The sequence below is a fragment of the Mariniflexile maritimum genome (genome assembly GCF_009746565.1).
GTDB lineage: Bacteria > Bacteroidota > Bacteroidia > Flavobacteriales > Flavobacteriaceae > Mariniflexile > Mariniflexile maritimum.
The window spans coordinates 170,633-194,614 of the sequence record NZ_WRPN01000001.1 but is presented as its reverse complement, the minus strand read 5'-3'; the positions used below and the strand labels follow the sequence as shown (position 1 = coordinate 194,614).

The 23,982-nt window shown below is 37.5% G+C and carries 22 protein-coding genes; 4 read left to right on the top strand and 18 right to left on the bottom strand.

The annotated features are described in order from the left end of the window. Window positions 1–21 precede the first annotated feature (21 nt). The 5 genes from GQO80_RS00830 to pdxH form a co-directional block, all read right to left on the bottom strand. On the bottom strand, window positions 22–2,508 hold the full coding sequence (locus GQO80_RS00830; protein WP_157206304.1) for a heavy metal translocating P-type ATPase: 2,487 nt from the start codon (window positions 2,506–2,508) through the stop codon (window positions 22–24). A gap of 209 nt (window positions 2,509–2,717) precedes the next feature. Further along, the gene (locus GQO80_RS00825; protein WP_157206303.1) at window positions 2,718–3,011 is read right to left on the bottom strand and encodes a chaperone modulator CbpM; all 294 of its coding nucleotides are present in this window, start codon (window positions 3,009–3,011) and stop codon (window positions 2,718–2,720) included. Next, window positions 3,008–3,901 carry a DnaJ C-terminal domain-containing protein gene (locus GQO80_RS00820; RefSeq protein ID WP_157206302.1) on the bottom strand — a complete coding sequence of 298 codons (894 nt, stop codon included), beginning with the start codon at window positions 3,899–3,901 and terminating at the stop codon, window positions 3,008–3,010. The genes GQO80_RS00825 and GQO80_RS00820 overlap by 4 nt, the downstream gene beginning before the upstream one ends. A 293-nt stretch (window positions 3,902–4,194) precedes the next feature. Continuing rightward, window positions 4,195–4,689 (bottom strand): CAP domain-containing protein, encoded by a 495-nt coding sequence (locus GQO80_RS00815; RefSeq protein WP_157206301.1) that lies wholly within the window; start codon window positions 4,687–4,689, stop codon window positions 4,195–4,197. A gap of 167 nt (window positions 4,690–4,856) precedes the next feature. Then, the gene (pdxH, locus tag GQO80_RS00810; RefSeq protein ID WP_157206797.1) at window positions 4,857–5,504 is read right to left on the bottom strand and encodes a pyridoxamine 5'-phosphate oxidase; all 648 of its coding nucleotides are present in this window, start codon (window positions 5,502–5,504) and stop codon (window positions 4,857–4,859) included. Between the two features lie 89 nt (window positions 5,505–5,593). On the opposite strand from pdxH, the gene GQO80_RS00805 reads away from it, so the two are divergent. Continuing rightward, entirely contained in the window at window positions 5,594–6,007 is a 414-nt protein-coding gene (locus GQO80_RS00805) for a hypothetical protein (protein WP_157206300.1), read from the top strand. A 100-nt stretch (window positions 6,008–6,107) separates the two neighbouring features. On the opposite strand, the gene GQO80_RS00800 is transcribed toward GQO80_RS00805, so the two are convergent. From GQO80_RS00800 to rpsA, 5 genes are all read right to left on the bottom strand, one after another. Beyond that, window positions 6,108–7,013 (bottom strand): ribonuclease Z, encoded by a 906-nt coding sequence (locus GQO80_RS00800; RefSeq protein ID WP_157206299.1) that lies wholly within the window; start codon window positions 7,011–7,013, stop codon window positions 6,108–6,110. 82 nt (window positions 7,014–7,095) lie between these two features. Further along, complete coding sequence (locus GQO80_RS00795) at window positions 7,096–7,428, bottom strand: ribonuclease Z (protein WP_157206298.1); 333 nt, start codon at window positions 7,426–7,428, stop codon at window positions 7,096–7,098. A 4-nt stretch (window positions 7,429–7,432) separates the two neighbouring features. Next, window positions 7,433–8,362, bottom strand: coding sequence for an aspartate carbamoyltransferase catalytic subunit (locus tag GQO80_RS00790; RefSeq protein ID WP_157206297.1), 930 nt, complete (start codon window positions 8,360–8,362; stop codon window positions 7,433–7,435). 101 nt (window positions 8,363–8,463) lie between these two features. After that, window positions 8,464–9,003: a bifunctional pyr operon transcriptional regulator/uracil phosphoribosyltransferase PyrR gene (gene pyrR, locus GQO80_RS00785; protein ID WP_157206296.1), complete on the bottom strand. Its 540-nt coding sequence runs from the start codon at window positions 9,001–9,003 to the stop codon at window positions 8,464–8,466. A 146-nt stretch (window positions 9,004–9,149) separates the two neighbouring features. Continuing rightward, complete coding sequence (rpsA, locus tag GQO80_RS00780) at window positions 9,150–11,003, bottom strand: 30S ribosomal protein S1 (RefSeq protein WP_157206295.1); 1,854 nt, start codon at window positions 11,001–11,003, stop codon at window positions 9,150–9,152. Between the two features lie 343 nt (window positions 11,004–11,346). Here rpsA and GQO80_RS00775 point away from each other — a divergent pair, with 343 nt between their 5' ends. Beyond that, the gene (locus tag GQO80_RS00775) at window positions 11,347–11,727 is read left to right on the top strand and encodes a LysM peptidoglycan-binding domain-containing protein (RefSeq protein ID WP_157206294.1); all 381 of its coding nucleotides are present in this window, start codon (window positions 11,347–11,349) and stop codon (window positions 11,725–11,727) included. A 116-nt stretch (window positions 11,728–11,843) separates the two neighbouring features. Here GQO80_RS00775 and cmk read toward each other — a convergent pair whose 3' ends face one another. The 4 genes from cmk to GQO80_RS00755 form a co-directional block, all read right to left on the bottom strand. Further along, complete coding sequence (gene cmk / locus GQO80_RS00770; protein ID WP_157206293.1) at window positions 11,844–12,539, bottom strand: (d)CMP kinase; 696 nt, start codon at window positions 12,537–12,539, stop codon at window positions 11,844–11,846. A 120-nt stretch (window positions 12,540–12,659) separates the two neighbouring features. Further along, the gene (porQ, locus tag GQO80_RS00765) at window positions 12,660–13,679 is read right to left on the bottom strand and encodes a type IX secretion system protein PorQ (protein WP_157206292.1); all 1,020 of its coding nucleotides are present in this window, start codon (window positions 13,677–13,679) and stop codon (window positions 12,660–12,662) included. 207 nt (window positions 13,680–13,886) lie between these two features. Next, window positions 13,887–16,337 (bottom strand): endopeptidase La, encoded by a 2,451-nt coding sequence (lon, locus tag GQO80_RS00760; protein WP_157206291.1) that lies wholly within the window; start codon window positions 16,335–16,337, stop codon window positions 13,887–13,889. Between the two features lie 212 nt (window positions 16,338–16,549). Beyond that, complete coding sequence (locus GQO80_RS00755) at window positions 16,550–18,103, bottom strand: DEAD/DEAH box helicase (RefSeq protein ID WP_157206290.1); 1,554 nt, start codon at window positions 18,101–18,103, stop codon at window positions 16,550–16,552. Window positions 18,104–18,341: 238 nt separating this feature from the next. Here GQO80_RS00755 and mgrA point away from each other — a divergent pair, with 238 nt between their 5' ends. Continuing rightward, window positions 18,342–19,355, top strand: a complete 1,014-nt coding sequence (gene mgrA / locus GQO80_RS00750; RefSeq protein WP_157206289.1) for an L-glyceraldehyde 3-phosphate reductase — start codon at window positions 18,342–18,344, stop codon at window positions 19,353–19,355. Between the two features lie 52 nt (window positions 19,356–19,407). On the opposite strand, the gene GQO80_RS00745 is transcribed toward mgrA, so the two are convergent. Continuing rightward, complete coding sequence (locus tag GQO80_RS00745) at window positions 19,408–20,079, bottom strand: hypothetical protein (protein WP_157206288.1); 672 nt, start codon at window positions 20,077–20,079, stop codon at window positions 19,408–19,410. 501 nt (window positions 20,080–20,580) lie between these two features. On the opposite strand from GQO80_RS00745, the gene GQO80_RS00740 reads away from it, so the two are divergent. Beyond that, the gene (locus GQO80_RS00740; RefSeq protein WP_157206287.1) at window positions 20,581–20,718 is read left to right on the top strand and encodes a hypothetical protein; all 138 of its coding nucleotides are present in this window, start codon (window positions 20,581–20,583) and stop codon (window positions 20,716–20,718) included. 79 nt (window positions 20,719–20,797) lie between these two features. Here GQO80_RS00740 and GQO80_RS00735 read toward each other — a convergent pair whose 3' ends face one another. The 3 genes from GQO80_RS00735 to GQO80_RS00725 form a co-directional block, all read right to left on the bottom strand. Continuing rightward, window positions 20,798–21,226 carry a 3D domain-containing protein gene (locus tag GQO80_RS00735; protein WP_232333087.1) on the bottom strand — a complete coding sequence of 143 codons (429 nt, stop codon included), beginning with the start codon at window positions 21,224–21,226 and terminating at the stop codon, window positions 20,798–20,800. An 88-nt stretch (window positions 21,227–21,314) separates the two neighbouring features. Beyond that, window positions 21,315–21,794, bottom strand: a complete 480-nt coding sequence (locus tag GQO80_RS00730) for an Hsp20/alpha crystallin family protein (protein WP_157206286.1) — start codon at window positions 21,792–21,794, stop codon at window positions 21,315–21,317. 172 nt (window positions 21,795–21,966) lie between these two features. Beyond that, complete coding sequence (locus GQO80_RS00725; RefSeq protein ID WP_157206285.1) at window positions 21,967–23,982, bottom strand: alpha-L-arabinofuranosidase C-terminal domain-containing protein; 2,016 nt, start codon at window positions 23,980–23,982, stop codon at window positions 21,967–21,969.

Here is a 23,982-nt window from a genome sequence, read left to right as displayed (position 1 = left end):
CCCAAATTATTTCAAGCTGTTTTAAATTTTAATTTTTCGCAATCTTAACGCATTTGAAATAACAGAAACCGAACTAAAGCTCATTGCCAAGGCCGCAATCATGGGAGATAATAATAGCCCAAATATAGGAAACAGAACACCTGCCGCTATGGGCACGCCAAACACGTTGTAAATAAAAGCAAAAAATAGGTTTTGCTTAATGTTTTTAACCACGCTATGGCTAAGTTTCTTAGCTTTTACAATGCCGTGCAAATCGCCTTTTACGAGTGTGATTGAGGCACTTTCAATGGCCACGTCGGTGCCCGTGCCCATGGCTATACCAACATCCGATTGGGCCAATGCAGGCGCATCATTAATACCATCGCCCGCCATGGCCACCACGCGACCTTGCTGTTGAAGCTTTTTAATTTCATTTAGTTTGTCCTCTGGTAAGCAATCTGCCTTAAAATGCGCTAAGTTTAACTGTTCGGCTACTGCTTTGGCGGTGTTATTATTGTCTCCTGTTAACATAATCACATCAATACCCTGGTCTTGCAATGCTTTAATGGCCTTTTTACTTGTTTCTTTTATGGCATCAAAAATGGTAACGTAACCTACCGCTTCTTCGTTTATGGCAATGTAGGATACGGTTTTGCCCTGTTGTTGTTCAAAAACCACTGCATCACTTAATTTTTTTGGTATTTCAATAGTTAACTGTTCAAAAAGTTTGGTGTTGCCCAATGCTATTTTTTTGTTTTCAACAGTACCCATAACGCCTTTTCCAGTAATGGTTTCAAAATCGTTCACTTTTAAAATGGGGACCTGTTGTAACTTGCCATACTTCATAATCGCCTCTGCCAAAGGATGTTCACTAAATTGATTTAAGGCGACAATATACTGTACCAAGGTTTTCTTGTCGATGGAAGCCGTTGTTTCTACTTTTTCAACCGATGGTTTTCCTTCGGTAATGGTACCGGTTTTATCAATTATTAGGGTATCCACCTTATTCATTTTTTCAAGAGCCTCGGCATTTTTTATGAGCACGCCCGATTGTGCGCCCCTGCCAACACCTACCATGACCGACATGGGGGTTGCTAAACCCAAGGCACAAGGACAAGCAATAATTAACACCGAAATGGCATTCACAAAAGCAAAAACATAGGCTGGTTCCGGACCAAAAATAGTCCACACAATAAAGGTGATGATGGAAACCAGAATCACAATAGGAACAAAATATTTTGCAATCCTGTCGGCTAATTTTTGAATAGGTGCTTTTGAGCGACTTGCTGTATTTACCATCTGTATGATTTGCGAAAGCAAGGTTTCTGAACCCACTTTTTCTGCTTGCATGATGAACGATTTTGTGCCGTTTATGGTTCCAGAGCTTACTTTGTCATTTACATGTTTATCAACGGGTATGGGTTCGCCGGTAATCATCGATTCATCAATACTGCTTTCACCTTCAATGATGCTACCGTCAACAGGGATTTTTTCACCGGGTTTTACACGAAGTAAATGGCCCTGTTCAATTTTATCAATAGCAATTGTTTTTTCCACGCCATCAACCACCAAAGTAGCCGTAGAAGGCACTAATTTTAATAATTCCTTTATGGCACCACTGGTTTGGCTGTGGGCCCTTGCCTCTAAAAGTTGTCCTAATAAAACCAAGGTCAATATAACGGTGGTCGCTTCAAAATAAACGAACACATTACCATGGCCTGTTTTAAAATTTGGCGGAAAAATATCAGGGAACAGCAACGCCACTATACTGAACAACCAAGCAATTCCAGAGCCAATACCTATTAATGTAAACATATTGAGGTTCATGGTTTTAAACGATGTCCATGCACGTTTAAAAAACATCCAAGCGGCATAAAAAACCACGGGTATAGACAATAACAATTGCACCCAGTTCCAGTAGTTTTGTTCAAACACCTCATACAAGGGATTATGCTTTAGCATATCGGACATGGCAATTAAAAAAATTGGTACGGTGAAGGCAACCGCTATCCAAAACTTTTTCAATAACTTTTTATAGGTTTTATCCTCTTCAGAAACGGCAGCTTCCCTAGGCACCAAATCCATACCACATTTAGGGCAAGAACCCGGTTCATCGGCAGTAATTTCCGGATGCATTGGGCATGTAAATTGAACATGCGACGACACAGACTGTTCCTCAACCAAATCCATACCACACACGGGGCAATCGCCAGCTTGGGCATAAGTTTTATCGCCCTCACAGTGCATGGGGCAATAAAACGTGCCCGTACCCTTTCCTTTGGGTTTGCTTTTTGCTTTTTGGGGTATGGGTGTTTCACCTAAATTATGGATACTATAACTACCGCCATCATTTTTTAAGGCTTCCTGAAATTTTTCCAACGGAATATGCGTCTCCATTTCAAGAGTCGCTTCAGCATTTTCCAGGTTTACAGTTACCGATGAAACACCTTTAACTTTTGAAAGTGTTTCTTCTACATGACTTCGGCAACCATTACAGGACATGCCATGAATTTTATATGTATGTTTCATAGTTTAATGCGTACTTATTAATACAACCACTATTTAATTGGAGTTGTTTTCTTCTAAATTCAAAAGAAAAACATGTAGATCCTGCCCCAAAAAAACATAAAAGGTGCCGGATGGTTTTAATGGCATTGCTGTATTTTAATCAGGCTTAAAGTTAAAGAATTTTGAATAAAAAATCGCCTTAAAAAGGGCTGATTATGTTGATTGAAACATCATTCCTCATACCGTTGCAACTTGTTGTGTAGCGTTACTATATCTTGCTGCAAGGTTTCAACTTGTTTCAATAAATGATGAATAGCATCCAGACCTTCTAAATTAATGTCGAGTTCAAAATGCAGGCGGGTCATTTTTTCCAGATCCTTTAAAGCGGTGTGTTTTATATAGTACGCGTTATCCATGGTTGTAATTTCTATAAGTTCATAATCGCGTAACGCCATTACAAACGAAACAGGAATATTGTGGTGCGTACAAAAATGTTCAATTAATATATAGTCTTGCGTGCTCATTTGTGTCGTAGTTTTTGTAATTCTTTGAGTAGTTCTTTTTCCTTGGCGGTTAGGTTTTTAGGTGTTTTAATGCTGAAGGTTATATACAAATCGCCAAAAACGCCTTCGCTTTTATATTTTGGAAAGCCTTTGTTTTTAAGCTTTACCTTGGTGCCGTTTTGGGTTTCTGGTTTAATGGTAAGTTTCGCTTTACCATCAAAAGTATCAACCAACAATTCACCACCCAATAAGGCTGTGTAGAGGTCCAAATCGGCAGTTAAGTATAAATTATCACCTTCTCTTTTAAATTTTGTATTATTTGTAATCGAGAAATGGATAAACAAATCGCCATGAGGCCCACCATTTACACCAGGGCCACCATATCCTGAAATTTTAATTACCTGTCCATTTTCAACTCCTGCCGGAATGGTTAACCTAATATTTTTGTTGTTTACCGTTAAGGTTCGCTTGTGCGATTTGTAAACATCAGTTAAATCGAGCTGTAATTCAGCATTATAATCCTGACCCCTAAATTTAAGGTTTCTGCTTTGTGCACCAGAGGCTCTATGACCGAACATGGATTCAAAGAAATCGGAGAAATCGCTTCCAGAGAAATCGTCCGAGGTTTGATACTGCGTTTGTCTTTGTTGGTGTTGTGCCCGTTCAGAATTTTTTATCTCATCGGCATGCTTCCAATGCTCGCCATACTCATCGTATTTCTTTCGGTTTTCCGGATGGCTCAATACCTCGTTGGCTTCATTTACAGCTTTAAACTTTTTTTCCGCTTCTTTATCATTAGGGTTTAAATCGGGGTGGTACTTGCGCGCCAATTTTCTATATGCCTTTTTTATGTCCTGTTCCGAAGCATCTTTGGAAATACCCAATATGCCATAATAATCAATGTATGCCATGTTATTGTAGGATTTAGTTAAATACCCTAAACGTTTTGAAGCATTAAGTTACCCATTTTATTGATGGTATGCAATGATATTATTATGAAAATTTTGAAATAAAATGTATTTGAATGTTTCTGTGAAGAATAAAAATGAACGTATTGAAATTTAACAATGATATTGAGCTATTGAATGATAACGATGGACAAGCAAAAAAAAACCTCCCAAAAACAGAGAGGATTACTAATTTAAAATAATTTATAAAAAGCCATTTACAGTTTCCCAACGGGCGTAAACAGGCCATTAAACGGTTATTTTTTTATGAAAATGTTGGTGTAAAACCATTTACCTTCAGCATTTTGTTCGGCAGCAACATCAAAGTTTGTAAAATCGCCTTCAATGTTGGCGCGGTGTTCTTCGCTTTTTAACCAAGCATTAACAACAGATTGCGCAGAACTGTAACCAAAGGCAACATTTTCGGTTACTCGTTTGGCTGCCGCTTTCGCTTTTAAATAATCGCTACGCTTGTAAAAATTGGCATGCGATACTTCATTATTATCAACCATATAATCGGTATGGCTCAATGCTACCGATTTTACGATGGTCATATCGGTTAAAGGATTTAAACCCACCGAAAGGCGATGGTTATTTATAAGTTCAAGTATTTGAACCTCAATAGGTTTTGTTTCAGGAGTAACCAGTTTTAATTCAATGGCATCGGCTTTGTCATCCAGACTATCGGTAGTACAAGAAAAGCTAAAAAAAGTTAACAGTGCCACTAAAGGCAGTTTTACTAATAACTTCATAAGTAGGTAATTTAGATTTTGGTACTATAAATTTAACCTACCATTCAGTATTAAAACGTTAATAAAATGTTAAAATCGATTAAAAACATGCATTTTGTCGGTATTTAATGTATTTAATCGTTGAAATGCGCATTAGAAGTAATTTTACGTGCATTTCATCCTATTTATTAGGGAGATAATCGATTTATTTCCCAATTATAATCTGGTTGCAGTTTGTAACGAATCCTATCGTGCAATCGGTTAGGGCGACCTTGCCAAAATTCCATTTCAACAGGTTTTACAATATACCCGCCCCAATTGGCCGGTCGGGGTATTTCTTTGCCTTCAAATTCAACTTCAAGCGCTTTCAACTTTTCTTCAAGATATTGCCTATTTGGAACAATGTCGCTTTGTTTTGAAACCAAGGCTCCTAATTGGCTGCCACGTGGGCGCGATTCAAAATAACCATCGCTCATGTTTTCTGGTATTTTTTCAGCAATACCTTTAATAATTATCTGGCGTTCGGCACTGTGCCAAAAAAAGGAAATACATACCTTGGGGTTTTGGGCTATGGCCTTGCCCTTTTCACTATCGTAATTGGTGTAAAATATAAAACCTTCATAAGTAAACCGTTTTAAAAGTACCACCCTACTTTTTGGGTAACCATCCAAACCCATGGTACTAACGGTCATGGCATTGGTTTCATCCTCATCAAAATATGTATCTACTTCATAAAACCATTTTTGGAACAATTCCAAGGGGTTTTCGGGCGCATCTTTTAAAAGAAGTTCGCTTTTTTGGTAAGTTTTTCTGTAACTGCTTAAATCTTTATCCATAGTACGCAAAATAACAAAAATATTTTTTGCCATTTATAATTTTTGTGTCAAGAAACTTTATACATTCGTGTATCCTAACAACTTTTAATATGACGTTTGAAAATTCTTCTTTTTTTGAACTGAAACACCATAAGTTGGAAATGCCTTTTGGCAATTTTTATCTTCTGGAAAAATTTTTTATTTCCGAATTAAATGAAGGCGCACACTTTGATTGGACAATGATCAAGAGCGTGATGGATGAGTTGGTGATTTTTTATGGTGCCGATGCTAAAATTGGCTATATTTCAAATAGGGTCCATTCCTATTCCATAAATCCGCAAACATGGAATAAAGTGCATCAAAAATACCACATGATTACCGTTGGTGCTATTGTTGCGTACAATACCATTACGTTTATGAATGCTTCGCTGGAAAATCAATTCTCGAAAACCATCCCAATAAAGGCTTGCCATACACTTACCGAGGCCATTGCTTGGGTTATGGAAGAACAGCCCATTGCGTAAATATTATTTTTGATGTTAAACGGAAGTTTGAATTTAGTTTAGTGGGCAGTATGGCGTAAATAAATTTTAAATATTACAAAACCCATGCGTTTTGAGATACCTAGAAATTAAAAACCTTACCGTCTTCGCAAAGCTCAACGTGCTCAAAAACGGTATTAGCTTCTTCCTTAAAGGCCTCTAAACTATCGTAACGTGTTGAGTAATGCCCCAGCAGCAACACACCTGCGTTCGCTTTTTTTGCAATGGTTGCCGCTTGTTTTGCGGTAGCATGTTTTGTTTTTGTGGCTAAATGGGCATGCGTTTCCAAAAAGGTCGATTCGTGGTACAGCACATCCACATTTTTAATAATGGGCACAATGGTTTCTTGGTACATGGTATCGCTGCAAAAAGCATAACTTTTGGGTTTTGCCCCGGGGTTTGTAACGCTTTTATTTTTAATGAGCTCGCCATCTTCATTAATCACATCAAACCCAAGGGCCAGTTTTCGGTAGTAGGCAACATGAATTCGGGCATCTTCAACCAGACCCAAATCCAATTTTCTGTTGCCTTCTTTTTCCTTAAAAAGAAATCCGTTGGTATAAATGCGATGGTTTAAGGGTATGGTATGCACTTCAACTTCATCATCCTCAAAAATAAGCACCGATTTTTCCGAAGCCAGTTCGTGGAATATAAGGTTGAAATTGGTCCATGAATCGGCCAATTTCATTTGAAGCGTTACCACTTCCTTGATGCCCACGGGCCCGTAAATATGCAAATCGGTTTCGCGCGTTAGCAACCTGAATGTTGAGATTAAGCCTACCAAACCAAAAAAATGGTCGCCATGTAAATGGGAAATAAAAATATGCTTAATGCGGTTGAATTTAACCTTGTGCCTGCGCAAATGTATTTGTGTACCTTCACCACAATCGATTAAAAACATGTGGTTATTGATTTCGAGTACTTGCGAAGTGGTATTATTTAAAGTTCTTGGCGTGGCACTATAACAACCTAGTATGGTTACTTTCATTTTCCTTTGTTGTTTGTCGTTTAGTTGTTTGTTGTTAAGTCGAACAACTCACCAACTCACAACTTAACAACCAACTATTTTGTTAGAACCCCAAATCGCGTTCCATTTCTTCCATCTCAATAATATCGTAGGCCTCTTGGATGGTTGGCACTACCATAATTTCATCGGGAACGCTATCTAAATCAATCTTATCTGAAACGATTACAAACGACTGTTTTGAGCCCCTGTGGGTATTTGAAATCTCAAGGAACTCAATAATATCCTGTAAATCCAGTTTATGCAATGATGATAAACATACAATAATATTATTTTTTTTAAATTTTGGATAGAGTGCCTGTAGCTTTTTAACCAACTCAATAATGGTCGCTTTTTCTTGTGTGATGATGGAAATAGTGCCGTCTTGATCGATAATCATACTGTTATTGTTTTATTTTTGAAGCCAATAAATAAATGACCGCCATCCTTATTGCAACGCCGTTTTGTACTTGGTCCAGGATGATGGATTGCTTGGAGTCGGCCACATCGCTTGTAATTTCAACACCACGGTTTATGGGCCCTGGGTGCATGATAATTATTTCTTTGTTTAACGAGTCCAGCAGTTCTTTATTAACGCCAAATTGTTGTGTATATTCTCTTGTTGATGGAAAATAACTGATGTCCATGCGCTCATTTTGCACACGAAGCATATTTGCTACATCACACCAATTGAGTGCTTTAAGCAAGTTTGTTTCAACTTTTACTCCCAGTTTATCAATATATTTTGGTAATAATGTTTTAGGGCCGCAAACCATAACTTGTGCACCTTGAAGCCGTAAAGCAAAAATATTAGAAAGCGCTACCCTACTGTGTAAAATATCGCCCACAATAACCACTTTTTTGCCGCTAACATCACCCAATTTTTCGCGAATGGAATAGGAATCCAACAAAGCTTGCGTTGGGTGTTCGTGCGCGCCATCACCAGCATTGATGATACTTGCCTTTACATGTTTTGACAAAAACACACCCGCTCCAGGATTGGGATGCCGCATCACCACCATATCTACCTTCATGGATAATATGTTGTTTACCGTATCTATTAAGGTCTCTCCTTTTTTTACTGATGATTGCGATGACGAAAAGTTAAGCACGTCGGCGGACAAGCGTTTTTCGGCCAATTCAAATGATAATTTGGTTCTGGTAGAGTTTTCAAAGAATAAATTGGCAATGGTAATATCGCGAAGCGAAGGTACTTTTTTAATGGGACGATTGATCACTTCCTTAAAATGATCGGCCGTTTCAAAAATAAGTTGAATATCTTGTTTGTTCAGATATTTGATCCCTAATAAGTGGTTTACACTTAATTCGCTCATTGTTAAAGTTAAAGATTAAAAGTTAGAAGTTTAAGGTTGCAAAGGCATTTTTAAACGGTAACTTATCATTGTTAATTTTAATTATTAATTGGTAATTAATGTTATTTTTCTATTAAATAAACGGAATCTTCGCTATCGCGCTCTTTCCAGTTTACTTTTACTTTTTCATTATTGATAACATCTACTTGTCGCCCACGGTAATTGGGCTGTATGGGTAGATGCCTGCTAAAACGTCTGTCTATTAACGTTAAAAGCTCAATTTCGTTGGGTCTTCCAAACGATTGGATGGCCGTTAATGCGGCGCGGATACTTCGGCCGGTGTATAAAACATCATCAATAAAAACCACGTTTTTATCTTCAACCAGAAAATTGATTTTGGTGGTATTGGCTTCCAATGGTTTTTCGCCACGGCGGAAATCATCGCGAAAAAAAGTAATATCCAAGTGGCCCAATTGTATGTTCTTTACTTTGTAATCTTCCCGTAAAATTTTAGCAATCCTATCGGCTAAAAATATGCCACGAGGCTGCAAACCAATAAGGACGGTATTTGAAAAATCGGTATGTTTTTCAATTAATTGACAAGCCAATCGGTGAAGAATGATGTTTACCTCTTTTTGGTTAAGTAAAACTTTTTGACTCATATAGTATCCAAACGTGTTCGGAATACAAATGTAATGCAAAATTTTAAAAACTTGGTTTTAAAAATGGTAAATAAAAAAGCCTTCAAGAAATTGAAGGCTTTAATTTTTATAAAAATGGATTCCTGCTTGCGCAGAAATGGCAAAAATTATTTTTTGGTTTTCGTTTTTGCTACTTTTCCGTCCATTTTGTCTTTAAGGGCTTGTAACGCTTCATTGGCATCGCCTAAGGTTGGTTTTGCTTCGGCAGCAGCCGCTTCTATTTTCTTTGCAGCCGCTTTTACGTTTGCAATTTCCTCTGCTTTAAAAATGGCAGTGTGCGATGCTACAACGCGCTTAAACTCTTTATTGAATTCAATAATCTTAAATTCGGCGGTATCGCCTTTTTTAAGTTTGCTTCCGTCTTCTTTTTCAAGGTGACGTGTTGGAATAAAGGCTACGATGTCTTCGTTAAATTCAACGGTTGCGCCTTTGTCAACGATTTCAGAAATTGTTCCTGTGTGAACGGTTTCTAAAGCAAAATCTGTTTCGTATTCATCCCAAGGGTTTGCGGTTGTTTGTTTGTGGCCTAAAGATAATTTACGACCTTCAACATCCAATTCCAATACAATTACTTCTAACTTATCGCCAGCTGCACAGAATTCGGATGGGTGCTTGATTTTTTTGGTCCAAGATAAATCTGAGATGTAAATCAAGCCATCGATACCTTCTTCCAGTTCAACAAAAACACCAAAGTTTGTAAAGTTACGAACAATACCTGTGTGCTTAGAACCTAATGGGTATTTAGTTGTAATATCGGTCCAAGGATCAGAGGTTAATTGTTTGATACCCAATGACATTTTACGTTCTTCCCTATCTAAAGTTAAGATAACCGCTTCAACTTCATCACCAACATTTACGAAATCTTGAGCAGAACGTAAGTGGGTTGACCATGACATTTCAGAAACGTGGATTAAACCTTCAACACCATCGGCAACTTCAATAAATGCACCGTAATCTGCAATAACCACTACTTTGCCTTTTACTTTATCACCAACGGCCACCGTATCAGCTAATGCTTCCCATGGGTGTTTGCTTAATTGTTTTAAACCTAATTGGATTCTTGATTTGTTTTCATCAAAATCAAGGATTACCACGTTCAGTTTTTGGTCTAATTCTACAATCTCGTTTGGATGATTGATACGAGACCAAGATAAATCGGTAATGTGGATTAAACCATCTACGCCACCAAGATCGATGAATACACCGTAAGACGTGATGTTTTTAACAATACCTTCCAATACTTGACCTTTTTCTAATTGGCCAATGATTTCTTTTTTCTGAACCTCGATATCCGCTTCAATAAGCGCTTTATGGGAAACGACTACGTTTTTGAATTCGTGGTTGATTTTAACAACTTTGAATTCCATAGTTTTATTTACATATTGGTCGTAATCCCTAATTGGTTTCACGTCAATTTGAGAACCTGGTAAGAAGGCTTCAATGCCGAACACATCTACAATCATACCGCCTTTGGTTCTACATTTAACAAAACCATTAACGATTTCGCCCGTTTCGTTCGCTCTGATAACACGGTCCCAAGCTTTGATTACGCGCGCTTTACGGTGCGATAATACCAATTGGCCTGTGGCATCTTCGCGCACATCGATTAATACTTCAACTTTGTCGCCTACGGCTAAGTTTGGGTTGTAACGGAATTCGTTTAATGAAATAACGCCTTCCGATTTTGCGTTGATATCGATAATCGCATCCCTATCAGAAATGTGAACTACCGTACCCATAACCACTTCATCGTTCAGGGTATCAACGAAATTTTCAGCTACTAATTTTTCAAATTCCTGCAATTGTTTTTCATCAACTTCATCAATACCTTCTTGGTAATTGTGCCAATTGAACTCTTTTAAGAATTTTTCAGGGTTTGCTTTTGCTTCCGAAATTACCGGAGCCTCTACTGTTTTTGCTTCAGTTGCTTCAACTTCAGCTTGGTTTGCTTTTTCAGCCATTTAAAAATGAATAAGTAAAAAATAAAATTTAACGCTTGTAAACTTTATTCATTTACGGTTTGTATTCTGTATGCTTCGGAAGATTTAAGCAAATAACGCACAGAAGTGTTATTGATTTTTTGTTTCGTGTTCCCTTTATCGTTCCGACGATTTGCTAAAAGGAGCGCAAAAATACAAATTATTAGCTTAATTACCTAAAAATGAACACATAAAATTAATGTGACTTTTTATAATTATTGTGTCTAGTTTAAGTAATGAAAACTTAACTGAAAATTAAGAAGTTGCGATTGAAAAATTAACTATATTGATGACACTTTTTTAACTATTAAACTTTTATAAAATTATGACAGCAAAAGCAAAATACCAACCCGTATTGGATTTAGGTGAAAAACTAAACATTAAAAACGGGGATGTTACTGAAGAAAACGGCGTTTTAAAAGTTAAGGGAACTGCCAACACACCTTATGAAAAAAACCTGCTTTGGGATAAAATTAAAGAAATTGGCGGCGAAAAACCAACCGATATCATGGCCAACATTACCGTTGCCGACAACAGTATCTACCACAGGCATACCGTTAAAAGTGGGGAAACTTTAAGTAAAATTGCAAAGCACTATTATGATAATGCTGCAAAATACCAAGCAATTTTTAATGCGAACACAACTATTTTGAAAAACCCAGATTTAATACACCCAGGGCAAGAATTGGTGATTCCTAATATATAGCTTTAGGCTTTAGGCTTTAGGCTTTAGGCGAAATTACTAAACGAATCTTTATTTATTTAAAGGTTCGTTTTTTTATAGCTACGAATATCTGAATTTAAAATAATGGCGACTGAACATTAAACTTCTTTTTTCAAAGTTACTTTTACAAGTTGCATGATTTTATCAAACTGTTCTTGCAAACCCATGAGCGAATTATCAATTTCAATGGCATCTTCGGCTTTTGTTAAAGGTGAATCTTCTCGATTTGTATCAATATAATCTCTTTCTTGTACGTTTTTTAAAACTGCTTCATAAGTAACGGTTTCGCCTCTTGCAATCAATTCAGAATAACGCCTTTTTGCTCGTGTTTCCGCGGAAGCCGTCATAAATAATTTAAGTTCGGCATGGGGAAAAACCACGGTTCCTATATCGCGCCCATCCATAACCACACCGCCTTGTTTGCCCAAGTGCTGTTGCTGTTCTACCAATTTTTGGCGTACTTCTGAAATTTCGGCCACTTTACTAACAAAATTTGACACCTCCAACGTACGAATCTCATTTTCTACATTTCTGTTGTTAAGATAAACTTCCGCAAAACCTAATTGTGGATTGAACTTAAAACTGATAGTTATATTTTTTAGGTTGGCTACCAAAGCTTTGGCATTAAAATAATTTTCCTTGATGAAACCATTTTGCATGGCGTAAAAGGTTACCGCACGGTACATCGCTCCAGAATCTACATATACATACCCTAAACGGTTGGCAATTTGCTTTGCTACCGTACTTTTTCCGGTGGAAGAAAACCCGTCGATGGCGATGGTAATTTTGCTCATGTTATAAGTTTTAAGTGTCTAAAGTGTCTAAAGTGTCTAAAGTGTCTAAAGTGTCTAAAGTGTCTAAAATATAAAATTAATGCTTTTAGTTTAGTGTCGTTTTGGATACTTTAGTTTGTTCTATCGTAAATCGATTTGCAGCCCAAAAAAATTAGAATTGGCCGCACTTGTATATTTGGCATGGGTATAACTAAAGCGCATTTTGTTCATTTTTATGGAAAAACCGGCCGAGAGTCCTGAAAAATTCCGTTGATCGACGATGCGCAATTCTTCGGCACGCCTGAAGTTATAGCCCAAACGGATGTTAAAACCGCCTTCCGGAAATATTTCGGCCCCAAAAATACTATGCCGTATCACCTGGCCAAGAAATCCAATTTTTTCATTGGCTTGATTGCCACTTAAATCGCTAGTTGTACGTGCAGGGTTTGGTCTAGCAATGGGCCATTGCTGTAAGTTTTCTAGAGTGACATGCCAACGAATGGGAACGTTTTCAAGGCGCTGCGACATGCCAAAATCGACCTCAAAAGGCAGTTTTTCATTTAAACCCGCATAGGTTGTGAGTTGCGTTCCAAAATTTCTAACGGCCAAAGCAGCTTGAAAATCCAGATCTTCATTTATATAAAGCAAACCCAAATCGGTTGCGACCCCAAAGGAATTGTATTGTTCTAATTTTGAAGTGATTAACTTTGCGTTTGCGCCAAAATAAAAATCGGAATACCCAATTTGAAGCGCATACCCGAATGACAAAGCCGTTTCATTGCCAGAAAACGTTCCGGTGGCATTGCCTGCTTCATCATAACCATCGAACGAACCGTAATTCACATAGGTTACGCCCACGTGAAATGTTTGTGTTCGTCTATCAAGAGTATATGCATACGCCGCAGTACCATAACTGATGCCCCCCAAATAACTGGTATAATTTAATGCTAGTTGGTTATCCATTTCCACATTAATGGTGGCCGGATTAAAAAGTGCTTGCGTAACATCATAGTCAACATTCGTTAGCACCTTTCCTCCTAAAGCTGCTTGCCGTGGCGACGAAACCAGATTTAAAAACCGATAGGTAGCTTCACCCCCAACCTGCGCATGGCTGAACATACCAAAAAGCAAACAACAAGTTAGAATAATTTTTTTCAGCATATTTACGGGCGCAAAGTAAGAAATCTATCTTAAAACGGCAGTAAGAGTCTTTTATTTTAAATCATTAAAAAAGAGATTCTCTTAAAAGTGTATTTTACGTGTTTGCGAGCTACGAAGCAATCTGCTAAATAAGAACCCCAAATTTTGAGATGGCTTCGTACCTCGTGATAACGCTTTAAATTAAATTTTCAGAAAGTCTGCTACTATTTAAAGTTTCTTAGCGTTTACAACCTTTTGTTGCGTGAGCGCAATTTTGATAACATCGCTCATATCGGTAACGTAATGAAACGTTAAGCCTTTTAGGTAATCGGGTTTTATTTCCTCGATGTCGCGACGGTTTTCTTCACAAAGTAAAATTTCCTTGATTCTTGCACGTTTTGCAGCGAGAATTTTTTCCTTGATGCCACCCACGGGAAGCACTTTTCCACGAAGGGTAATTTCGCCCGTCATGGCCAAACTTTTCTTTACTTTTCGCTGTGTGAACAATGATACCAATGAGGTTAACATGGTAACGCCCGCACTTGGCCCATCCTTTGGGGTTGCACCTTCTGGCACGTGGATATGCACGTTGTACTTATCGAAAATATCCGATTCGATACCAAAAGCTTCAGCGTTCGATTTTATATACTCCATGGCAATAGTAGCCGATTCCTTCATAACCGTACCCAAATTGCCCGTTATGCTCAATGTGCCTTTTCCTTTGGACAAAATAGATTCGATAAACAGGATATCGCCGCCTACGCTGGTCCAGGCCAACCCCGTTACAACGCCGGCTACATCATTGTTTTCGTATTTATCGCGTTCCATTTTGGGACCGCCCAAAACTTCAATAACATCTTCATTGGTAACTTTTATGTTGTAAGGCTCGTCCATCGCAATATTTTTTGCTGCATAGCGTACCATTTTTGCGATTTGTTTTTCCAAACCACGAACCCCCGATTCGCGGGTGTAACCTTCAACAATTTTTTCAAGCTGAGCCTTGCCTATTTTAAGATGCGCATCGGTTAAACCGTGTTCCTTTAACTGTTTTGGCAGTAAATGGCGCTTGCCAATTTCTATTTTTTCCTCGATGGTATAACCTGTAACATTGATAATTTCCATTCGGTCGCGCAGTGCGGGCTGAATGGTAGAAAGATTATTGGAGGTGGCGATGAACATAACCTTTGAAAGGTCGTAGCCCATTTCCAGAAAGTTATCGTAAAACTCGTTGTTTTGTTCGGGGTCCAAAACTTCTAACATCGCCGAAGAAGGATCGCCTTGGTTGGAATTTGACAATTTATCAATTTCATCCAATACAAAAACCGGGTTTGAGGTACCTGCTTTTTTCAAACTTTGAATGATTCGCCCGGGCATGGCGCCTATATAGGTTTTTCGATGCCCGCGAATTTCGGCCTCATCGCGCAAGCCCCCTAGCGAAATGCGCACATATTCCCTACCCAAAGCCTCGGCAATCGATTTGCCTAACGATGTTTTACCAACGCCCGGAGGCCCGTACAGGCATAAAATGGGCGATTTCATATCGTTACGCAATTTTAAAACCGCTAGATATTCAATAATACGTCGTTTAACGTCTTCCAACCCAAAATGATCGCGATCCAGAATTTTCATGGCGCGTTTTAAATCGAATTTATCCTTGCTAAATTTGTTCCAAGGTAAATCCAAGAACAGCTCTAAATAATTGCGCTGAATGGAATATTCCGCTACCTGCGGGTTCATGCGCTGCATTTTGGAAAGTTCTTTCTCGAAATGCTTTGCTACCTTTTCGTCCCATAATTTTTCAGTAGCGCGCATTTGCATTTCCTCAATTTCTTGATCATGGCTAACACCACCCAATTCTTCTTGGATGGTTTTCATTTGCTGGTGCAGAAAATATTCGCGCTGTTGCTGGTTCATATCCATTTGCACTTTCGACTGGATATCGTTTTTCAATTCCAGTTTTTGAAACTCCAAATTCATAAACCTAAGGGTGGCCAAGGCGCGTTTTTTTAGATCGTCAATTTGCAGCAACGATTGTTTTTCGGCAACAGAAAGGTTCATGTTTGAGGAAACAAAATTGATCAAAAACGAATCGCTTTCGATATTTTTTATGGCAAAAGAAGCTTCACTTGGAATATTGGGACTTTCCTTAATAATGTTAAGCGCCAATTCTTTAATCGAATCGATTATCGCCAAAAACTCCTTGTTTTTTTGTGCAGGTCTAGCCTCTGGAATGGGGCGGATTGTAGCGTTCATATAAGGTTCCTCGGTTAAAACCTGGGCAACCTTAAATCGTTTTTTTCCTTGTATGATTACCGTTACGTTACCATCGGGCATTTTTAAAACCCGCAAAATTTTGGCAACCGTACCTATTTCGTGGATTTCTTTGGCCGAAGGGTTTTCAACCGATTCATCTTTCTGCGCCACCACGCCAATAACCTTGTTGCCTTTATTGGCATCGTTAATTAAACGTATGGACTTATCGCGACCCGCTGTGATAGGAATAACCACGCCCGGAAACAGCACCGTATTGCGCAAGGACAAAATTGGCAAGGTTTCCGGTAGTTTTTCGTTGTTTATTTCTTCTTCATCTTCAGGTGTCATGAGCGGGATCAATTCTGAATTTTCATCAAAATCCTGCAATGACAAACTGTCAAGCGTTAAAAAATTAGATTTTTTCATATATATATTTAAGTCAATCTGTCATTAAAACAAATTTTCCTTGATTTTTAAAGAATTACAAAAAAAATTAAAGCACTAAATATCAATTACTTAAACAAAGCATTAAATAATAGCCTACTATACAATTTCAATTGCTGTGCCACTATTAAAATTATGTAGCATGAATTTAACCATGTTGATTAAACCGCAAGCATGCCGCCGATAACAAATTTTTAATCTTCTGGCGGATACCCGTGGATGCTTTCAAAAACAGTATCAAAATTGGCACGTAGATATGCGTTGAGTTTTTTTCTGTAATCGTCTTTCAACCATTCTACAAAGTTAAAGGTGCTTTTGCTGATGCATTTGGTATAGCGCTGAATTCTAAAATCAATATCATCCCCTAACATTTTTGCCAAACCTAGGGCATCGTAAACATCTTCACTATTTTCAATACAAATTTTGGCATGTTGCTCGATGGAACGTTCCAGAACCACTTTTGATGATTCGCCATTTCTAATAGAATCGACGTAGGTTTTTTGGATATCGAAATACACATCCTTTGATTTTGAAAACTCCGCACGTAAATCATCGGGCATTTCATACCTAAAATTGCTTTCCAGTTCCTCATCACCTAGAATAGAATCCAGATAGTAGTTTGGCGACCTAAAAATACGTTGCCAATCCAGATCATCGCCCCAGGGCCCGAAGCGGTAAAAATTATTTCCTAAGTCGATGACGCTGAACGTTTTTTTATTTTTTAAAATACGCGACCCACGGCCAATCATTTGATAATAAAGCGTTAACGATTTGGTAGCGCGATTTAGGATAATGCTTTCAACAGTAGGCTCATCAAACCCCGTTGTTAAAATACTAACCGAGGTTAAAATGGCATCGGGCGTTTTTTTGAACCATTTTAAAATGAGGGCGCGTTCTTTTTTTGTGTTCGTATTATCTAAATGGGCAATGGGGTAACCGGCCCTTCTAAAGGTATCGTAAACGTGCAATGAGGTGTTGATACCGTTGTTGAAAATGAGGGTTTTTTTGCCTTTGGAACGTTCTTCATACGCTTGGATGAGCTTCGATAGCATGTCATCGGCCGTATATAAATCTTCCGAAGATTTAACGGTATAATCGCCATTGGCTCCCACAACAAGCGAGGTTAAGCCAACGTTATAGGTAAACATTTCGGCACGTGCCAAAAATCCGTTTTCAATAAGCGATTCGATGCTTTCGCCAACAATCAGTTCGTCGTAATTGTCGGTCATTGGCAATTCAATACTCGAGCTTAAAGGTGTTGCGGTAACGCCCAAGATAAAGGATTGGCTAAAAAACTTGAACAATTTTGTAAAGGAATTGTAATGTGCTTCATCAATAATTACCAGGCCAATGTCCGAAATATCCAATTTATCATCGTTCAATCGGTTGTTCAAGGTTTCCACCATGGCCACAAAACAACTGTAATTTCCTTGGTCACTTAAATCGGCCTTACTGTCAATAACCTTGTTTACCACTTCAAATTCCGTAAGCATGTTAGAGGTTTGCTTGCACAATTCTATTCGATGTGTCATTACCAACACCTTCTTTTTGTGGTGTTTAAGATATTGTCTTACAATTTCAGAAAAAATAACCGTTTTACCACCGCCTGTTGGCAATTGGTAGAGTAAATGGTAATCGTCTGGCGACTCTTCAAAAGCTTTAAAAATTTTGTCGATGGCCCCTTTCTGGTAGCTATATAAATCCTTACCCGCTTTACGTTCCTCTAATTCTGTTTTTGATATAGACATGCTACATTTTTATAAGACGTGCAAAAATAACATCTTTAAAGGGTTTATAAGGCATGTTTGTTGGAAAATTTATCATGTTTTTTGTTGAAAAGCCGAATCGCTCATGGGAAACAAGATGGCTTTGCACTTTATTTTTTACACCTCTTAGCGGTTTTTTTAATGTGTAATTGGACAACGTTGATAATTTTACCCTCAAATAAAAAGTAATTTATATATTTAACCTTTTAATTTTTGTACTATGCACACCAACGATAAATCTGAAACAAAAGACTATTTGGCAAGTTCGCAACGCTATGATGCCATGACCTATAACAGAACAGGCAAAAGTGGCATTCTTCTACCCGCTTTATCCTTAGGTTTGTGGCATAATTTCGGGTTTATTGACGCTATTCAAAATGCCAGAAATGTGTTGCGTTGTGCGTTCGATTTAGGCATCACCCACTTTGATCTCGCAAATAATTATGGACCACCATACGGTTCAGCAGAAGAGAATTTCGGTACTATTTTAAAGGCAGATTTTAAAAACTATCGCGACGAACTTTTTATAGCATCAAAGGCAGGTTATGATATGTGGCCGGGGCCTTATGGCAATTTGGGCTCCAGAAAATATTTGATTTCTAGTTTAGACCAAAGTTTAAAACGCATGGGATTGGATTATGTTGATATTTTTTACCACCACCGCCCCGACCCCAATACACCCTTGGAAGAAACCATGGGTGCCTTGGCTGATATTGTTAGGCAAGGCAAGGCACTTTATGTGGGCATATCCAATTACCAGCCTCTAGAAACCCAAGAAGCTGCCGAAATTTTAAAACGCTTAAATGTACCTTTTATATTGCACCAAGCGCGGTATTCCATGCTTGACCGTTGGGTTGAAGATGGCCTGTTAAGAACCTTAGAGCAAAACGGCGTGGGCTGCATAGCCTTTTCGCCCTTGGCACAAGGCATGCTTACCGAACGTTATCTAAACGGTATTCCGAAAGATTCCCGTGCTGCTAAAGAATTGACTTTTTTAAATATTGAAACCGTAAACAACCATCTGGAAAAAGTAAAAAAACTAAACCAAATTGCCGAAAATAGAGGTCAAAAACTATCGCAAATGGCTTTGGCTTGGATTTTAAGGCAACCGCAAGTGGCCTCGGTTTTAATAGGTGCCAGTTCGCCCAATCAATTAAAGGAAAACGTAAAAGCCTTGGATAATTTAAAGTTCAGTAAAGAAGAACTGGATTTGATTGATTTGATTGTTGGCTAGTATTGGGTATAAAAAGAAGCCACCAATACACGAAGATTTATTTTTTTAATGATTATTCCTTAACAATAATGATGGTTACTTTTACGCCTGTTGCCAGCGCCCAAATTTTACCTGTAATAACATTTTTCCACTGATCTACAATTCGGTACTCGGCGGTATTAGGCAATAAGGAACCTTCATTAACGGCGTAAAACTCAATTTTATTCAGGCCTTCCTTCAACCTTAACCGGAAGCCCTTGAAACTGGCCATCAACAACTCACTCGATCTCAAAATATCATCATCAACCAAAATATTCAAAAGATCGCCATCAACCTGCCCAAAATCCCGATACGAAATATCGATATATTCCGATTTTGTTCTATAATCTCCCCAATAGGCATCAGTTTTTAAACCTGCATTGTCTCCAAATCCTTCGGGTTTCAAATCGTCTTCCTGTTTTTTAAGCTGCTTCTGATAAAGTTCTCCGGGGTTTCCAAACGCTTCACCAAACAATGAAAACTCTTTTTTGGGCGCCTCGACACCGGTTGATAAATTTGGCACGTTCAAGCTTCCAAAGTTGGTATTATTATTTAAAGGTTGCGCGGGTATTGTTTTTTGGGTTTCGTTTGTTTCCTTTTTGCTTTCAACCGCGGGTATTGCCATCGATTTTTTTTGGCTATCGATTTGCGCGTTCAAAGCTAATGTGATGGAACAAAAAACAAGAAATGATAAAAACAGTTTCATTCAGCTTAAATAATGATTTTGGGGTAAAGGCTTGAATTTAGATATCAAAGATATTTTTTTATCTTAAATATGGCACTTTATACCCATTTATTTTACATTCATTTAACAAAAACCATTCCTAAAATTTCTTGGTATTAAAATAGGTTCTCCGTTTTTATTAGAACCATTTTAGTTTTACTGCGCTTTTGAACATTTTAGGTTAAGTGTTAAAAAATGTTAATTTATTACTTTGTTATACATAGTACTGTAACAATTATCATCTTCCATCGTCTATCCCATATAAACCATTAAAAAAACACATAATGAGAACTTTAAACAACAACCAAATTACCGAAGCCCCAAAAAGCACAAAAATTCATATTTGGAACAGCAAAAGGCGCAACAGATAGTAGGCCTTCAATTAGACATTTAAGAAACTAAAAAACAATAAAATACAGCCATTATGAAAACATTAAACACCCATCAGAAAACCGACTCACCAAAGAACACAAAAAGCCATTTGTGGAACACCAAAAGACGTTACAGATAACAGAATTTAATTTAACCGAGCCCATCATCAATCAGCAAAAAAAAAATGAAGACAAAAATCAGGATAAAAAAACAAAATCGGTATTTAACCCATACAAATTTAATGGTTAGTAGGCGTATTGAGTGTTTTAAACATACCTGCGAAACCATTTGGAATGCACCCAAAAAATATGCCTATTAATTAAATGACTTATTTTTTTAAGCTATCAACAGGTTTTAGAGTGCCGTAAGCGATGGAAACCTTTTTTCTGCCCCATTTTTTAGCAGATTTCACATCGGTTCCCATGTAAATATCAATTTTGTTTTTCCAACGCCCGTGCATGCGATCCTTAACAAAATATATGCTATCAAACCCTTTAATTTTTACCGGGGTATTGTGCTTTAAGCCTTTTCTGTACAAATCTTGGGAAACCGCTATGTATCGCAGCCCAGGTATTAAACTATCGCCAAAAGCAGTGATATGCGGGTTGGCATCGGTTTGGCTCTTTACCGAGTTGTAAGCAGATGCGGTTACTTTTAATGGGTGCCAATCATACTTTTTTTCAAAAGGGATTTCCTCCTTCTTGCAACCAAAAAGAAAAAAAACGACCGCCCATAAAACGATGCCATATTTAAACATACCCTGACTTTGGCACTAAATATACAAAATTCTTATTGTGAAGGGATTGAAATAAAAAAAGAGAGCGTTTTTTGCTCTCTTTTTTAAGTTAAGAAATTTTTATTTTTTTAGCCGGTTTTTTCTTGGCTTCTTCTCTTTTGGGAAGATGAATTTTTAGAATACCATCGTTGTAGTCGGCCGAAATAGCCTCGGTGTTTACAGATTCTGGGATGGTAAATGTTCTTTTAAAGGTAGAATAACCAAATTCCCTGCGTGTATAATTTTCGGTTTTTTCGTTACTCTCAGTTTTCGATTCTACACCAATTGACAACACACGGTTATCAATATTGATATCAAAATCAGATTTTTTTAATCCTGGAACTGCTACTTCAATAGCAAATTCATGGTCGCCATCGATAACATTTACTGCGGGCAATGTCATGCCTGTATTGAAGTTGGACATAAATTCGGTACCCAAACCTTTTCCAAGAATATCATCAAACCAAGATGGTAAACTTGGTAACACATTAAATTTAGGGTCGTTCAACTTTTTGTTATCTGATTTAATTGTTGGAATTAAAGTGCTCATAATTAAATAATTTAAGATTAAACAATCAGTTACAACTAATGTATAGCAAATAGAATACCAATTGAAAATACCTGAAAAAATTTCAGTTTTTATGACATTTTTTCATCACAACTTGATTAAATTGACGCTAAACATGCGTTAAGAGTATAAAAAAATTAATCTTTAAAGAAGATTAAAAATTAAATTTTAAAACAGTAAAAGAATTTGGTTGCAAATTTATTTCGGCTTTTTTGCCTTTAAGTCCATATTGTGTTTCTTGCGGACTAATTGCGAAGGGATTTTCAAAAGTATTTACCGCCATTAAATTAGTATGCGACAAAACAATTATTTTAGCCTTTGATTTTAACTTATATCCTGATAAATTGACGGCTATATTTTTGGGCCGATTTGAAGTATTTACCAATTTAATGATAATTTCTTTCTTTATAACATCTTTAACTGCACTAGCGTACACATTATTTTGTCCAGTTACAGCTTTACCATCTTGAGTAATTGCTAAGAGATCTGTTCCTGGATTGTTTCCATATAACTTTTGAACATGGTAATTTGCCGTTCCATAAGATTCTAAATTGTTGAACCAAATCATGTCTGGTGCCCATTGAAACGCATCTACATGCGCCATTAATGGTGCGTATGAAGTTAAGTTAACCACATCTGCATTCCGTTCTAAACCAGTCATAAAAGCAGCTTCTGAAAGTGCCGCTTCCCAATTGTTCTCTTTTGGGCCATCTGCAACATCCTTTGGATGAGCCGCATATTCGCCGGCGAATACTTTTGGGCCAGTTCTATCATAACTATCATATCTGTTTGCATTGTCTCTAAACCATTGCGGGGGGCGGTAGTAGTGTTCATCTACAATTTCTACATTCAATTTTTTTAGTTCTTCCCAGCCGTATTCAAAATAATCGCCATCTGGGAAAGGCCCACTTCCTGAAACAAGTATGATTTCTGGATATTTCGCCTTAATTGCCTTATGAAATATTTCGTAACGCTCTATATAAGCTTCGCCCCATTGTTCGTTTCCAATGCCTAAGTATTTTAAATTGAAAGGTTCTGGATGCCCCATGCTTGCGCGAAGTTTTCCCCATGAGGTTGAAATGCTACCGTTAGCAAACTCGATTAAATCTAATGCGTCTTGCACATAAGGGTCTAGTTCATCCATAGGTACCAGTTCGCCTGTATTAAACTGGCATGCGATACCACAACTTAATATTGGTAATGGCGATGCCACTAAGTCTTCCGATAATTGAAAATATTCAAAGAACCCTAAACCAAAACTTTGGTAATAATCTGGTGCAGGCTTATGGGAAAACTCCGTATTCCATCGGTTAACTAATATTTCCCTATCTTCTATATTGCCCACCGTTTTTTTCCATTGATAGCGCCGTGCCAAAGTTCTACCCTCCACAATACACCCTCCGGGAAATCTTAAGAAACCTGGTCTTATATCTGCTAACAATTCAACAATATCTTTCCGTAAACCTTTTTTTCTACCTTTCCAAGTATCTTCTGGAAACAAAGAAATCATATCTAAATCAATTTTTCCCGTACCTTCAAAAGTTATCTTCAATTGGGCTTTCATTACCGTTTTTGAAGCAATTAATTGCGCTTCATAATTTTTCCAAATGCCGCTATTTGGTATAATTGAAGCTTCTCCAATACTTGAACCATTTTCATCTATGAGTTGAAATTTTATTTTAGTAATATCTCCACTGAATTTTTTAGCATCAATAGTCAAATTATATTTAGCATCTTTTTTTACTCCCATGCCTCTAAATCCTTCATTGATTAATTCATAATTCAGACCTTTAACTTCCACTCGTGCGTACGTGTGATTTGTGTTTTGTCCAGCATATTTTATAGGGCTCAAATAACCTGATTGATTGTTAAGACTGAGTTTTTTACTATTGGGCTCTAACCAACCCATCTTAGAATCCAAAAATTCAAATGAACGATTTTTAACCATTTCAGCGTATAAACCACCGTCTGCAGCAAAATTGATATCCTCGAAAAAGATACCATACATAGTTGGTTGAATTTTAACACCCGTAGCTTTAATGTCTAAAACCAAATTAATAGTTTCATTTAAAGACGAAGTTATTGCTTGTTGGCCTATTCCTTTAAAACTGATTAAGCTCGCAACTAAAAAAGCGCCAAAAAGTGTATTTACTGAAAATGGGAGTTTCAT

Excerpts from the sequence above, each read along its gene's own strand:
- GQO80_RS00830 (WP_157206304.1), bottom strand. The coding sequence starts at position 2,508 with ATGAAACATACATATAAAATTCATGGCATGTCCTGTAATGGTTGCCGA.
- GQO80_RS00820 (WP_157206302.1), bottom strand. The coding sequence starts at position 3,901 with ATGGCATACATTGATTATTATGGCATATTGGGTATTTCCAAAGATGCT.
- GQO80_RS00795 (WP_157206298.1), bottom strand. The coding sequence starts at position 7,428 with ATGATTATCGATCAAGACGGCACTATTTCCATCATCACACAAGAAAAA.
- pdxH (WP_157206797.1), bottom strand. The coding sequence starts at position 5,504 with ATGGATAAAGATTTAAGCAGTTACAGAAAAACTTACCAAAAAAGCGAA.
- GQO80_RS00805 (WP_157206300.1), top strand. The coding sequence starts at position 5,594 with ATGACGTTTGAAAATTCTTCTTTTTTTGAACTGAAACACCATAAGTTG.
- GQO80_RS00730 (WP_157206286.1), bottom strand. The coding sequence starts at position 21,794 with ATGAGCACTTTAATTCCAACAATTAAATCAGATAACAAAAAGTTGAAC.
- GQO80_RS00800 (WP_157206299.1), bottom strand. The coding sequence starts at position 7,013 with ATGAAAGTAACCATACTAGGTTGTTATAGTGCCACGCCAAGAACTTTA.
- GQO80_RS00725 (WP_157206285.1), bottom strand. The coding sequence starts at position 23,982 with ATGAAACTCCCATTTTCAGTAAATACACTTTTTGGCGCTTTTTTAGTT.
- GQO80_RS00755 (WP_157206290.1), bottom strand. The coding sequence starts at position 18,103 with ATGTCTATATCAAAAACAGAATTAGAGGAACGTAAAGCGGGTAAGGAT.
- pyrR (WP_157206296.1), bottom strand. The coding sequence starts at position 9,003 with ATGAGTCAAAAAGTTTTACTTAACCAAAAAGAGGTAAACATCATTCTT.
- GQO80_RS00825 (WP_157206303.1), bottom strand. The coding sequence starts at position 3,011 with ATGAGCACGCAAGACTATATATTAATTGAACATTTTTGTACGCACCAC.
- GQO80_RS00790 (WP_157206297.1), bottom strand. The coding sequence starts at position 8,362 with ATGAGCGAATTAAGTGTAAACCACTTATTAGGGATCAAATATCTGAAC.
- GQO80_RS00745 (WP_157206288.1), bottom strand. The coding sequence starts at position 20,079 with ATGAAACTGTTTTTATCATTTCTTGTTTTTTGTTCCATCACATTAGCT.
- porQ (WP_157206292.1), bottom strand. The coding sequence starts at position 13,679 with ATGCTGAAAAAAATTATTCTAACTTGTTGTTTGCTTTTTGGTATGTTC.
- rpsA (WP_157206295.1), bottom strand. The coding sequence starts at position 11,003 with ATGGCTGAAAAAGCAAACCAAGCTGAAGTTGAAGCAACTGAAGCAAAA.
- GQO80_RS00815 (WP_157206301.1), bottom strand. The coding sequence starts at position 4,689 with ATGAAGTTATTAGTAAAACTGCCTTTAGTGGCACTGTTAACTTTTTTT.
- mgrA (WP_157206289.1), top strand. The coding sequence starts at position 18,342 with ATGCACACCAACGATAAATCTGAAACAAAAGACTATTTGGCAAGTTCG.
- GQO80_RS00775 (WP_157206294.1), top strand. The coding sequence starts at position 11,347 with ATGACAGCAAAAGCAAAATACCAACCCGTATTGGATTTAGGTGAAAAA.
- lon (WP_157206291.1), bottom strand. The coding sequence starts at position 16,337 with ATGAAAAAATCTAATTTTTTAACGCTTGACAGTTTGTCATTGCAGGAT.
- cmk (WP_157206293.1), bottom strand. The coding sequence starts at position 12,539 with ATGAGCAAAATTACCATCGCCATCGACGGGTTTTCTTCCACCGGAAAA.
- GQO80_RS00735 (WP_232333087.1), bottom strand. The coding sequence starts at position 21,226 with ATGTTTAAATATGGCATCGTTTTATGGGCGGTCGTTTTTTTTCTTTTT.